The organism is Chryseobacterium sp. MFBS3-17, from assembly GCF_020687745.1.
Taxonomy (GTDB): Bacteria; Bacteroidota; Bacteroidia; order Flavobacteriales; family Weeksellaceae; genus Marnyiella.
On the sequence record NZ_JAJEWK010000006.1, the window covers coordinates 134,752 to 147,928 of the forward strand.

14 protein-coding genes are annotated in these 13,177 nt (G+C 43.8%); 9 read left to right on the plus strand and 5 right to left on the minus strand.

Going from position 1 to position 13,177, the window contains the following annotated elements; translation table 11 throughout:
* Nucleotides 1–30: 30 nt before the first annotated feature.
* The 4 genes from kbl to gldG all read left to right on the plus strand — a co-directional run bounded on the left by kbl (nt 31) and on the right by gldG (nt 4,293).
* On the plus strand, nt 31–1,224 hold the full coding sequence (gene kbl / locus LKO26_RS04180) for a glycine C-acetyltransferase (RefSeq protein WP_227586587.1): 1,194 nt from the start codon (nt 31–33) through the stop codon (nt 1,222–1,224).
* A gap of 89 nt (nt 1,225–1,313) precedes the next feature.
* Nucleotides 1,314–1,859 (plus strand): CopD family protein, encoded by a 546-nt coding sequence (locus LKO26_RS04185; RefSeq protein WP_227586588.1) that lies wholly within the window; start codon nt 1,314–1,316, stop codon nt 1,857–1,859.
* 39 nt (nt 1,860–1,898) lie between these two features.
* Nucleotides 1,899–2,627, plus strand: coding sequence for an ABC transporter permease subunit (locus LKO26_RS04190; protein WP_227586589.1), 729 nt, complete (start codon nt 1,899–1,901; stop codon nt 2,625–2,627).
* A 10-nt stretch (nt 2,628–2,637) separates the two neighbouring features.
* Nucleotides 2,638–4,293: a gliding motility-associated ABC transporter substrate-binding protein GldG gene (gldG, locus tag LKO26_RS04195; RefSeq protein ID WP_227586590.1), complete on the plus strand. Its 1,656-nt coding sequence runs from the start codon at nt 2,638–2,640 to the stop codon at nt 4,291–4,293.
* 6 nt (nt 4,294–4,299) lie between these two features.
* On the opposite strand, the gene LKO26_RS04200 is transcribed toward gldG, so the two are convergent.
* On the minus strand, nt 4,300–4,728 hold the full coding sequence (locus LKO26_RS04200; protein WP_227586591.1) for a DUF4268 domain-containing protein: 429 nt from the start codon (nt 4,726–4,728) through the stop codon (nt 4,300–4,302).
* Nucleotides 4,729–4,834: 106 nt separating this feature from the next.
* Here LKO26_RS04200 and LKO26_RS04205 point away from each other — a divergent pair, with 106 nt between their 5' ends.
* Nucleotides 4,835–5,128 carry a putative quinol monooxygenase gene (locus LKO26_RS04205; RefSeq protein ID WP_227586592.1) on the plus strand — a complete coding sequence of 98 codons (294 nt, stop codon included), beginning with the start codon at nt 4,835–4,837 and terminating at the stop codon, nt 5,126–5,128.
* A gap of 19 nt (nt 5,129–5,147) precedes the next feature.
* Here LKO26_RS04205 and lipB read toward each other — a convergent pair whose 3' ends face one another.
* Nucleotides 5,148–5,879, minus strand: coding sequence for a lipoyl(octanoyl) transferase LipB (gene lipB, locus LKO26_RS04210; RefSeq protein ID WP_227586593.1), 732 nt, complete (start codon nt 5,877–5,879; stop codon nt 5,148–5,150).
* Nucleotides 5,880–5,930: 51 nt separating this feature from the next.
* The gene (locus tag LKO26_RS04215; RefSeq protein WP_227586594.1) at nt 5,931–6,497 is read right to left on the minus strand and encodes an anthranilate synthase component II; all 567 of its coding nucleotides are present in this window, start codon (nt 6,495–6,497) and stop codon (nt 5,931–5,933) included.
* Nucleotides 6,498–6,666: 169 nt separating this feature from the next.
* Between LKO26_RS04215 and lysS the strand changes: the two genes are divergently transcribed.
* From lysS to LKO26_RS04235, 4 genes are all read left to right on the plus strand, one after another.
* Nucleotides 6,667–8,364, plus strand: a complete 1,698-nt coding sequence (lysS, locus tag LKO26_RS04220; RefSeq protein WP_227586595.1) for a lysine--tRNA ligase — start codon at nt 6,667–6,669, stop codon at nt 8,362–8,364.
* Nucleotides 8,365–8,559: 195 nt separating this feature from the next.
* Nucleotides 8,560–10,494 (plus strand): DNA topoisomerase (ATP-hydrolyzing) subunit B, encoded by a 1,935-nt coding sequence (gene gyrB / locus LKO26_RS04225; protein WP_227586596.1) that lies wholly within the window; start codon nt 8,560–8,562, stop codon nt 10,492–10,494.
* Between the two features lie 75 nt (nt 10,495–10,569).
* Nucleotides 10,570–11,379: an RsiV family protein gene (locus LKO26_RS04230; protein WP_227586597.1), complete on the plus strand. Its 810-nt coding sequence runs from the start codon at nt 10,570–10,572 to the stop codon at nt 11,377–11,379.
* Nucleotides 11,380–11,415: 36 nt separating this feature from the next.
* Complete coding sequence (locus LKO26_RS04235) at nt 11,416–12,273, plus strand: diacylglycerol/lipid kinase family protein (protein WP_227586598.1); 858 nt, start codon at nt 11,416–11,418, stop codon at nt 12,271–12,273.
* Here the strand turns inward: LKO26_RS04235 and LKO26_RS04240 are convergent.
* Together LKO26_RS04240 and LKO26_RS04245 are read right to left on the minus strand one after the other, a co-directional pair.
* On the minus strand, nt 12,270–12,764 hold the full coding sequence (locus tag LKO26_RS04240; RefSeq protein ID WP_227586599.1) for a DUF4199 domain-containing protein: 495 nt from the start codon (nt 12,762–12,764) through the stop codon (nt 12,270–12,272). The two genes, LKO26_RS04235 and LKO26_RS04240, sit on opposite strands and share 4 nt — an antisense overlap.
* A 38-nt stretch (nt 12,765–12,802) precedes the next feature.
* Complete coding sequence (locus tag LKO26_RS04245; protein WP_227586600.1) at nt 12,803–13,159, minus strand: hypothetical protein; 357 nt, start codon at nt 13,157–13,159, stop codon at nt 12,803–12,805.
* Nucleotides 13,160–13,177 lie beyond the last annotated feature (18 nt).

Sequence of the window (13,177 nt, forward strand, 5' to 3'; positions counted from 1 at the left end):
TATTTTAGCAATTCTAAAAATTAAGTAATAATGATTTCTAAAAATTATCTGGAACAACTTCAGAACGAGCTGAATAATATTAAAAACGACGGCCTGTATAAAACAGAGCGCATCATTACCTCACAGCAATCTGCAGAGATTGAAGCGAACGGTAAAAAACTTCTGAATTTTTGTGCCAATAATTACCTGGGTCTGTCAAATGATCCGGAAGTAATCAAAGCATCCCAGGATATGATAGCCAGTCATGGCTACGGAATGTCTTCTGTTCGTTTTATTTGTGGAACTCAGGATATTCACAAAGAACTGGAAGAGAAAATTTCCAAATTTTTGGGTATGGAAGATACCATTTTGTATGCCGCATGTTTTGATGCCAATGGCGGGGTTTTCGAACCGTTGTTCGGCGAGCAGGATGCCATTATTTCAGATGAACTGAATCATGCATCCATTATAGACGGGGTGCGGTTATGCAAAGCGGCGCGCTACAGATATAAAAATAACAATATGGCGGATCTGGAGGCTCAGCTGATTGCTGCTTCAGAAAAGAACCACCGTTTTAAAATCATCGTGACCGATGGTGTTTTTTCCATGGACGGAATCGTAGCAGACCTGAAAGGCGTTTGTGACCTTGCCGATAAGTATGATGCACTGGTCATGGTAGATGATTCCCATGCTACAGGTTTCATCGGGAAAACCGGTCGCGGAACCCATGAAGCCAGTGGCGTGATGGGCAGAGTGGATATCATCACTTCTACGCTGGGCAAGGCCTTGGGTGGTGCTCTGGGTGGATTTACCTCTGGTAAGAAAGAAATTATTGAGATGTTGAGACAGCGGTCCAGACCCTATCTGTTTTCCAACTCGCTTGCTCCCGGTATTGTAGGTGCAGCCATCAAAGTGCTGGATATGATTTCTGATGATACCACGAAACGTGACCGTGTCATGGAAAATGCAGAATATTTCAGAACCCAGATGAAAGCAAAAGGATTTGATATTCCTGATGGCGATGCGGCCATTGTTCCGGTAATGCTATACGATGCCAAACTCTCTCAGCAGATGGCAGAAAAACTGATGGATGAAGGGATTTACGTTATCGGATTCTTCTACCCGGTAGTGCCGAAGGAAAAAGCACGGATCAGAGTTCAGCTTTCCGCAGCACATACCCGCGCGCATCTGGATCAGGCCATCGCGGCATTTGAAAAAGTAGGAAAGGAATTAGGCGTGATTTAATTTTTTTACCGTTAAAACCAACAGAAGTTGGCCGGATGACAAACATTCAGCCAACTTTTTTTAATTATATTTGCAGCTAAAATTTTAGGATGCTTTACCTGATTTTAAAGGCCGTTCACATTATTTTTATGGTCAGCTATTTTGCCGGACTTTTCTATCTGGTGAGGTTGTTTGTCTATTATAAAGATACAGATGATTTTGCCAATGAAAAACAAATCATCCTCCGTGAGCAGTATGTTTTCATGCTCCGCAGATTGTGGAACATCATCCTGGCACCGGCGGGTATCATCATGCTTCTGAGCGGGATTACACTCATTATCCTGAATCCCGGGCTGCTGAAATCTCCCTGGTTTCATCTGAAACTGACTTTCCTGTTGGGGCTTGCGGCGTACCACTTATGGTCATGGAAGAAGGTTTTGCAAATCAGGAACCTGAGCGGATTGTCTTTGCCCATTGCCAATATCAAACTCAGACAAGCCAATGAAATTGCAACATTCATCTTGTTCTTGGTGGTCTTTACGGTAATTCTGAAGGCCTCCGTACTCACATACTGGTGGCAACTCGTGGCCGGATTTGTGATTCTGGTGGTTTTGATTATGATGATTGTAAAAATTGTGAATAAAAACAAAAAATAACCGGAGAACCCTCAGTGGTATTTCCGGATCCCTTGAACTATGACAGCAATATTTAAAAAAGAACTGTGGAATTTTTTTGGAAACTGGAGTGCATGGATCATCATTGCGGCCTTTGGTTTGATCGGGACGCTGTTCCTGTTCTTCTTTGAAAATGATTTTAATATTTTCGACATCGGAAGTGCTACTTTGCAAAGCTACTTTGTACTGGCTCCCTGGTTGCTCATGTTCATCATACCTGCTATTTCCATGCGGTCACTGGCAGAGGAACAACAGGCCGGGACTTTGCAATGGCTTTTTGCGCAGCCGGTACGGATTTCAGAGATTGTGCTGGGCAAGTTTTTTGCCGTATGGGTAGTGGGGATTTTGTGTCTGCTGCCATCACTGATCTATCTGTACACCGTTTACGTTTTGGGTGTTCCGGCAGGAAACATTGATCTGGGTGCCACCCTGGGGAGTTATTTCGGAATGGTGATTCTGATTGCCGTATTTGCTGCGGTAGGTATTCTGGCGTCTTCATTATCTCAGAATCAGATTATGGCCTATTTGCTGGGTGTTTTTATGTGCTTTATTCTGTATTTTGGTATTGAACAGCTGGCAAGTTATAAATTACTTGGCGGTGCAGATTATATCTTGTCGGGTCTCGGGTTTTATCAGCATTTTATCGGATTTACGCGGGGACTTATTGATCTTCGGGATGTGTGTTATTTCCTTCTGGTTATTGGCATAAGCTTGTATTTATCGGTCACTTTTGTTAAACGTAAAAAGTAATTTGAATCCCATGAAAAAGAAGAATATTCTCTATGTTATTTTGGCTGTTATTCTGGTGCTGGGAGTAGCCGGTATATTCTCATTCCGGTTAGACCTCACTCAGGAAAAACGGTACACACTGTCAGAATCTTCAGAAAAAGTCATCCGTTCTGTGAAGAAACCGTTGATGGTAGAAGTGTACCTGGACGGTGATTTTCCGGCCAGTTTCAAGCAATTACAAAACGAAACCCGCTTTATGCTGCAGGAATTCCGGAAGATGAATTCTAATATTGACTTTAAATTTATAGACCCCGTCAAAACCAAAATGCCCCAGGACACGCTGATGGCGATGGGCATGGAACCCTCTGTTCTGCCGGATTTTAAAGACGGCGAAGTGCGGCAGATTGTCATGTATCCCTATGCAGTGCTGAAATATGAAGATTTTGGCAGTTCTATACCGCTCATCATTAACCAATCCGGGATTGATGCGGGAGAACAGTTGCAGAAATCTATTGAAAGTCTGGAATACAGCCTGGTGTCGAATATAAAGGATATTATTCAGGATGAAAGAAAAAATGTAGGTATTCTGGTCAATCATGATGAACTGAGACCGGAAGCGTTTCAGGGATTCATGCAGATGACCATGGAGAATTATAACACCGGACCGGTTATTCCTGAACTGGGAGATGAACTGTCTGAAGCAGATTTGCCGAAACTGAAACAGATGCAGGCGCTGGTAATTGCCAAACCGCGCAAGCCTTTTACCGACCAGGAAAAAGTGGTGCTGGATCAGTATATGATGAACGGCGGCCGTACACTGTGGATGATTGATGCAGTGAATGCAGAGATGGACACGCTTTTTCAGTCCAGAAAAATCATGGCTTATCCGATGGAGAATAATCTGAATGATTTTTTCTTCAATTACGGAATCCGGATCAACCCGGGACTGGTGAAGGACATGAAAAAATCTGCACTCATCCGTATTGTTTCCGGAGAAGTGGCCGGTAACCCCCAGTATAGCTCCTTTTTATGGCCTTATTTTCCATTGGGCATCGCCGAAACCAACCATGCGATTACGAAAAATATCAACCCTGTAAAATTTGAGTTCCCTACCGCTATTGACACCCTGGGAAGACCCGGCCTCAAAACTCACGTGCTGTTTGAAAGCAGTGACCGAACCTCAGTAAAACAGGTTCCGAATTACGTTTCCCTTTCAGAAATCGTGCGTACAGATTCTGTGGCCGCAGATGAAAAGCCTTCGGCACCCAAAATTTTTGCAGTAGCGGTGGAAGGAAAGTTCAAATCTGCATACGCCACCAGAAGTGAGGCAAATAGCTTCCCGGATTTCAAAAAAGAAAGTGAGCACAACAGAATGATTGTAATCTCCGACGGCGACATAGGCCGGAATCAGATCGTGAAAGGCCAGCCTTTGCCCCTTGGCGAGGATTTACTCACCGGACAAACCTATGGCAATGAACAGTTTCTGCGTAATGCACTGGATTATTTGCTGGATGATGCTAATCTGATTGAACTGCGAAACCGCAACATAGAAGCCAGATTGCTGGACAGACAGCGCGTAAATGACGAAAGAACCAATTGGCAATGGTTCAATCTGCTGTTGCCACTGGGCATTACCGCCGCATTCGGAGGCTTGTTTTTCTGGCTCAGAAAGCGGAAGTTTTCCTGATGATCATTAAACATCTTTGATGAAGTCTTCGTACTCGTAATAAAAGAGTTCGAAGGCTTCCATTTTTTGGACAAAAAATTCAAAGATTTCCTGCCACGTATTCTTATTGAAGACGGAGACGTTTTCCAGAGTCACCCAGATTCTTGAAATGACTTTCCCGTTTTCCAGCGTGTAGAATTCATCTTTAGAAAACTCACCAATGTACGCTTGAAGCATATCTTCCAGCGACCAGATTTTTTCATAATAGGCGTTCCGGAACAGTTCATCTTTCATTTCAATGTCCAGGGAAACCTCGGCTTTTTTGTGGTCTGCCGAGAATTTAAATGCCATATCCTTGATTTTTGTGTTGTACAGCAGCCATTTTCGGGGAAAGCTTTTGCCGAAAGCCGTCCAGAATTCCTGTTTGATTTGTCGTGCTTCTTCTTTTGAAAACATAGAAATGAATTTGGTTCTCTGCGACGAACTTACGCATTATTTTGATGCACCGTCCGGTTTTTTCTGCTGATTTTGTATTTTTGCCCACAAATAAACTGTTGGCCTTATGAAAAATCTGCACATAGTTGCGCTGTTCCGGTTCAAAGAAAATGATCTGATGGATGCGCTTGAACTTTTAAAGAAACTGGTGATAGAAACCCGCAGGGAAGAAGGTTGTCTGCAGTATGATCTGGTGGAAGACAATGAGAATAAAGGCGTGTTTTTTATTACCGAACTTTGGGAGAGTGATGAATTACATTACCGCCACAGCACTTCTGAGCATCTGCAATATTTCCGTATTCAGGCTCAGCCTATGATGGCCCGGCAAACAGAAGTCTATAAGGGCTATAAGACATTTTAAACCAAAAAAGAGCAGATTTCTACTGCTCTTTTTCTATTGTTGCTTCAAAAACTTCGGTGAAGTGTTTCTGAATTGTAAGTTTCAGTTCTTCTGTTTCTTCTGAGGTAAATTCCCGTTCCAGTTCACGTTTCAGGGAAGTTACAGATTTATCCCGGATTCCGCAGGGAATGATATATTCAAAATACCGAAGATCGGTGTTTACATTCAGTGCAAAACCGTGCATGGTGACCCATTTGGATGTTTTCACGCCCATGGCACAGATTTTCCGGGCGTAAGGTTTGCCCACATCCAGCCAGACTCCGGTTTCCCCTTCGCTGCGTTCGCCCTGTAGACCGTATTCTGCAATGGTGCGGATGATCACTTCTTCCAGGTTCCGCATGTACAGGTGAATGTCTGATTTGAAATTGTCCAGATCCAGTACCGGATAACCCACAATCTGCCCGAATCCGTGATAGGTAATGTCGCCCCCGCGGTTGGTTTTTACAAATGTAGCGTTGATGTCTTTTAGCTTCTGCTCATTGGCCAGCATATTTTGCTCATCTCCGGATTTTCCCAGCGTGTACACATGCGGATGCTCCACAAAGAGAAGGTAATTAGGTGTTTCTTCATAGATCCCGTCGGTACGGTCACGGTTATTCAGCTTCAGGTCTATGATTTCCTGCATCAGCTTCTGTTGATATTCAAATGCCGGCATATAGTCCATAAGGCCAAGGTCGCGGAAAAGCAGGGTTTTATTTTGTGTAGTAGTCATGTGATATTTTTGAAGGTCAAATTTAAGCATAATTTACCATGCAATGAATAGCTAATAGCACAGAAAGTTAGCCAGGATCTGTTTTCCTGCCGGTGTGAGGACGCTTTCCGGATGATATTGTACGCCGTGTACATCGTATATTTTATGTTGCAAAGACATGATCATACCCTCGTCATCTACCGAAGTTACTTCCAGAACATCAGGGAAACCGGCCGTATTCACCGCCCAGCTGTGGTACCGCCCGGCTTCAATCGTTTCCGGCAGGCCACGCAGCAGTTTACAATCTTTGATCCGGTGTGTGGGGGTGGCCACGCCATGATAGATTTTCCTGAGGTTCACCAGGCTGCCACCGAAAGCCTCGGCAATGGCCTGCTGTCCCAGACACACACCCAGAATGGATTTTACCGGGGCATACCTTTTAATTACATCCAATAAAATTCCTGCTTCAGAAGGCACTCCGGGCCCCGGCGACAGAATAATCTTCTGAAAAGCACCGGCCTCTTCCAGAGAGATTTCATCATTCTTGGCCACCACTACATGATCTCCGGCAATTTCCCGGGTAAGTTGCACCAGATTGTAGGTGAAACTGTCGTAATTATCCAGAATCAGAATTTTCATTCCGCAAAAGTATAAAAAAGAACTGCTCAGAATGCGGATTTGATTCCGGAAGACACAAATTGTGCCATGCGCTGCGCCTCAGGATTTATATTCCTGCTTAAAGCTTGATTTTTACCACCTTGGTATGGTGAAAATTCATTAAATTTGCAATCTTAAAAAAAGCTACAAAATGCAGTTATCAGAACAGGAAATAATCCGGAGAGAGAAGTTGGAAACCCTTCAGAAAATGGGAATAAATGCATTTCCTGCAGAAGAATTCAAGGTGAGTGACACCACCGCATCCATTAAAAAAGATTTTCAGGAGCATAAAACCGTACGCGTTGCCGGCCGTCTGATGAGCCGCCGTATTCAGGGAAAAGCGAGCTTCGCTGAACTTCAGGATTCCGAAGGCAGAATACAGGTGTACTTTAACCGCGATGAGATCTGTTCGGGTGAAGATAAGACGTTGTATAACGAGGTTTACAAGCACCTTCTGGATATAGGCGATATCATAGGGATAGACGGGGAACTGTTTACCACGCAGGTGGGAGAACCTACGATTATGGTGAAAAGTTTCACATTGCTTTCCAAAGCACTTCGTCCACTGCCACAGCCCAGAACCGATGAAAACGGAGTGGTGCATGATGCCTTTAATGATCCGGAGCAGAGATACAGACAACGTTATGTAGATCTTACTGTAAATCCGCATGTGAAGGAGGTTTTTGTAAAAAGAACCAAATTGTTTAATGCGATGCGGACGTTCTTTAATGATGCCGGATATTTCGAAGTGGAAACACCGATTTTGCAAGCGATTCCGGGCGGTGCTGCAGCCAGACCGTTTGTGACGCATCACAATGCGCTGGATATTCCTCTGTATCTGAGAATTGCCAATGAATTATACCTGAAAAGACTTATTGTAGGTGGATTTGACGGCGTATATGAATTTTCCAAAAACTTCCGAAACGAGGGGATGGACCGCACGCATAATCCGGAATTTACAGCGATGGAAATTTACGTTGCCTACAAAGATTATCACTGGATGATGGATTTTACCGAGCAATTACTGGAGTTCTGCGCGGTACAGGTAAACGGAACTGCAGAATCTCAGTTCGGGGAGCATACCATCAACTGGAAAGCGCCATATCCGCGGATTTCTATGACGGAAGCGATTCAGAAATTTACCGGTTTTGATATCACCGGGAAAACGGAGCAGGAACTGTATGATTTTGCCAAATCGATAGGAATTGATGTAGATGAAACCATGGGTAAAGGCAAACTGATAGATGAAATATTCGGTGAAAAATGTGAAGGCAATTTTATTCAGCCTACATTTATCACGGATTATCCCATAGAAATGTCACCATTAACGAAAAAACACCGCAGCAAAGAAGGGCTCACAGAGCGTTTTGAACTGATGGTTTGCGGTAAAGAAATTGCCAATGCATATTCTGAGCTCAATGATCCCATTGACCAACGCGAGCGTTTCGAGGAGCAACTGAAACTTTCTGAAAAAGGCGATGACGAGGCCATGTTCATTGACCACGATTTCCTCAGAGCACTGGAGTATGGCATGCCGCCTACATCCGGACTGGGAATCGGCATGGACCGGTTGATCATGTTCCTTACCAATATTGCCAGCATACAGGAGGTGTTATTCTTCCCGCAGATGAAACCGGAGAAACAAACTCCACAGGTAGAGCTGGGCGAAGATGAAAAAGTGATTCTCGAAATTCTGAATGCGCAGTCCGAACCCATGTTGTTGTCCGAAGTGAAGGAGAGAAGCCAGCTTTCAGGAAAGAAATGGGATAAGGCTTCGAAGAATTTATCCAAAAACAACCTGGTGAAAGTGGAAAAAACCGACGATGCTCTGCTGATGAAGCTCGCATAAACCCAAAAAATAAACCCGTAAAGACCACCCCGGAAAGCTTTAACTTTTCAGGGGTGTTTTTTTGTGGAAAACTTTGATTTCTTTAGCATTCGTTAACTTTCTAATCTCGAAAAAAATCACGATATTTGTAAGTCTTTTTACGAAAAATAATTATAAAAAAGTTCCCGGTCACAAGCCGGGAGCCACAGTTAAAATATGAGTCAGAAACAATATACAGCAAGCAGTATTCAGGCCCTGGAAGGGATAGAGCACGTGAGGATGAGACCCTCTATGTACATTGGTGATGTGGGAACCCGCGGGTTGCACCATCTGGTGTATGAGGTGGTGGATAATTCCATAGATGAGGCGCTGGCAGGGCACTGTGATACCATCAGTGTGACCATTCATGAAGGAAATGCCATTACGGTGCAGGATAACGGTAGAGGAATCCCGGTAGATTACCACGAAAAAGAAAAGAAATCTGCTCTGGAAGTGGTCATGACCAAAATCGGAGCCGGAGGTAAGTTCGACAAGGATTCTTATAAAGTTTCCGGTGGTCTGCACGGTGTGGGCGTATCCTGTGTGAATGCCCTTTCGGTATCCCTCATTGCTACCGTGAAGCGTGACGGGGTGGTATATGAACAAAAATATTCCAAAGGTGCGGCACTGGAAGATGTGCAGGAAATCGGTACCACAGACGGCCGCGGAACTCAGGTGTTTTTTCAGCCGGACGATACGATTTTTCAGGAACTGGAGTACAATTATGACACGTTGGCTACCCGTTTGCGTGAACTGGCATTCCTGAATAAAGGTATTACCATTTCGCTTGCAGATGAGCGTCAGAAAGAAGAAGACGGCTCTTTCAAACAGGAAGTATTCCATTCGGAAGGTGGACTGAAGGAATTTGTAGAGTTTATAGACGGTAACCGTGAGGCCATTATGGATAATGTGATTTTCATGGAAGGCGAGCGGGACAGTATTCCGGTAGAAGTAGCCATGCGCTATAACACGTCTTTCAATGAAAACCTGCATTCATATGTAAATAATATCAATACCCATGAAGGAGGTACACACCTGGCCGGTTTCAGAAGAGCACTTACCAGAACATTGAAGAAATTTGCAGATGAACTGGGACTTCCTCAGAAAGAAAAGGTAGAGGTGACCGGTGATGACTTCCGGGAAGGACTTACCGCCATTATTTCTGTGAAAGTAATGGAGCCTCAGTTTGAAGGACAGACCAAAACCAAACTTGGGAACTCCGAAGTTTCCGGCGCGGTAGATAAAATTGTGGGCGAAATGCTGACCAATTTCCTGGAAGAAAACCCCAATGAAGCCAAACAGATTGTACAGAAAGTGGTATTGGCCGCCAAAGCAAGGCAGGCAGCGAAAAAAGCCCGCGAACTGGTGCAGCGTAAATCACCCATGGGTGGTGCAGGACTTCCGGGAAAACTCGCCGACTGTTCTTCCAAAGATCCGGCGATCTCAGAATTGTTTCTGGTAGAGGGAGATTCTGCAGGTGGTACGGCAAAACAAGGTCGTGACCGGCATTTTCAGGCAATTTTGCCATTAAGAGGTAAAATACTGAATGTGGAAAAATCCATGATTCATAAGGTGTATGACAATGATGAGATTAAAAATATTTACACCGCTCTGGGCGTTTCTGTAGGGACAGAAGAAGACAGTAAGGCGCTGAACCTTGCTAAATTAAGATATCATAAAGTAGTCATCATGACCGATGCCGATGTGGATGGTTCCCATATTTCTACATTGATTCTTACCTTTTTCTTCCGCTATATGAAGGAACTCATTGAGCAGGGATATGTGTATATTGCATCGCCACCATTGTATTTACTGAAGAAAGGGAATAAGAAAATTTATGCATGGAACGAAAAAGAACGTGAAGAAAAAACCCTGGAAATGGCTGCAGATGGTAAAGGAGTAGAGGTACAGCGGTACAAAGGTTTGGGGGAGATGAATGCCGAACAGCTCTGGGAAACGACCCTGAACCCGGACAACAGAACACTGAAGCAGGTGACCATAGATAATGCCGGCGAAGCAGACCGTATTTTCTCTATGTTAATGGGCGATGAAGTGCCACCTAGAAGAGAATTTATAGAAAAGAATGCGAAATATGCACGCATCGACGTGTAATTTCTTTGCATGATACATCATCAACCGTCCGCTTTTGGACGGTTTTTTGCTTTTTACCCTTAAAATTTTTTTAACATGAGAATTTTTCTGATATTTTTCTTTTTTTCGCTCACAATCCTTACGGGGTGCAAAAAATCTGCATCCGAAAATGCACAGTTGCTCGCCGCCGACAGTTCAGCAATCGCTCATAATCAGTCGGAAATTGTTACCGTAGATTCCCTCATTGTACATGATTCTTCACGTGTGGCTCCCACGCTCATGCTGGAATACCGTAAGAAAGTATTGCTGTTCAGCGGACTGGACAAACCGGTACAGGATAGTTTGTATCAATTTGAACTTTTTCAGGAAATACCGTACCCCGGTGAGTATAATGCAGCAATTATAGGAGGTCTGGTGCGGGAACGGATGCAGTCCTACTTCCGTCAGGATCAGGATGAGACAGATCCGTACATTTCTGACTATCCTCAGACCTGGAATGAAAATTCGGAGATGAATGTATTTTCAGACCGCAACGGATTTCTCACCATTATCTATACCGGTCACGGATACAGTGGCGGTGCCCACGGATACGCCTATGAGCAGTACAAAGTTGCCGATTACCGCAATCAAAAAATGGTACAAATTCATGATATTGCAGATGTTTCGAAGGTCAACTGGAATGATTTGCTTCTGAAAAACATCGGAAGCAGAAAGGAAGAACTTTTTGAACCGGCCACGCTCACCTATACAGAAAACTTCTATTTTGATGACAAGTCCCTGAATTTTGTGTACGGCCAATACGAGATTGCACCCTATGTTTCCGGAATTATCGAGATTAAAATTCCCTATTCGCAACTGGGAGACGCATTAAAGCCGGAATTTAAACAAAGAATGCAAATTAAATAATGGTTCACACGTGGCTGAAACTTTTTGCTTAGTTTTATGGCCGTGCAACAAGTCGCTTTCATCATCAATCCGAAGTCTGCCCGTGGTAATCACGGGGAATTTCTCCGTAAACTGAATCTCTTCTGGGAAAATCCGCTATGCTGTATTTCCCAAAGCAAGGAGGAAACCGCAGATTTTATACAAACTCACTGGGAACGCGTCAATATTTTTGTAGCTGTAGGTGGTGACGGTACCATATCTTCAGTGGCTGAAAATCTGGTTCATTCAGAAAAAATTCTGGCGGTATATCCTGCGGGCTCCGGAAATGGTTTTGCCCGGGAAGCCGGATTCAGTAAGAATCTGAATCAACTTTTGCGTAAAATAAAACAAAGGAATTTCCAGAGGGTAGATACGCTTTTGGTGAATGATTTTTTCTTTGTGAATATGGCCGGCGCCGGATATGTGGGGACCGTAGTGAAGGAGTTTGAGAAAACCAACCGGGGTTTCCGGAATTATATCAAAGTGTGCCTGCAGACGTACTTTTCATTTAACCCCGTTACCGTCACTTTTGACAAAGATACGCACCCGGAATGGAGCGGAGATTATCTTATGGTCAATATAGCCAACACCCGGCAATACGGCAATAATGCTTTTATAGCGCCACATGCAGATTTTGCAGACGGTCTGGCCACCATTGTGCTGGTGAAGAAGTTTCCGCTGTGGTATGCGCCGATATTTGCCGGTCGTCTGTTCCGTAAAAAATTAAAAGATGACCGTTTTGTCAAGTCTTTTCATTCCGCAGATATTCAGCTCAGCGTAACATCTTCGGCCTGGCATACCGATGGTGAGTTCCGGCATATTGAATCGCCGGTTCATATTAAAGTTTTGCCGGCAAGTCTGAAAATACTGGTTTAAATCACCGACGATTTTTTGCTTCTTAAAAAAATCATCACGATCGCAGTGGTTACTATTCCCATCAGCAAAGCTCCGATGGCGCCCTGTTTTGCATAATTATCATAATTGAACTGGGCTTCGGCCTCGGCTGTCGTCTGGAAATAGCCTATTTCTACAGACCGTTTAATGACATTGGTGAAATATTCCGGTGAAATCACAAAAGAGGTAATCCACTGCGCTCCCGGACTCAGTATCGCAATGAAAACGGATAAGATGATTCCACAGATCAGTCCTTGCTTGTAAGTCATATGACCCTTATAGAAATTTTTCTTCTTGTCTTTCAGTGCCAGTACCATCATCAGAATAGCCGGAATGGCAAACAGATTGGTAAGGTACATGTGGTAATCCAGGTAGTGGTCATGCAGGCCTGTGGCTTTTTCCAGGACCATCCACAATAAGCCTGCTGCTGTAAAGATAATGGCCCATTTCAGTTCAACAGATAGATTTTTCATCGTTAATAGATTTTGATTTTTTGATAAAATTATTGCACTCATCCGCCATTAAACGGATCAAAAGGAGCAATTTCTGTCTTAAAAGTTTTGTGAATAATGGCAGCGTCTGCATGAATCAATTCTGAAGCAGCGGTCTCATGATCTGCTTTCAGAATAAGCATTCCAGTATCCGAAAATCTGCCACCAATCAGAATAATTTGTTTCTTTCTGAGTTCCGAAAGATGCTGAGAATGCTCCCGGAAGAATGCTTGTTCATGGGTGGGTTTGCTGTGATTCCACGCTTCACCGGTGGTGTAGTGTACAAGGAAGTACTGCGGTTCAGATGACTGTTTTTTTTCCTGTGCATAGCTTATGCTGCAGATGGTGGTAAAGAGAAAAATCAAGATGGTTTTCATAAACATAATCTACAATGC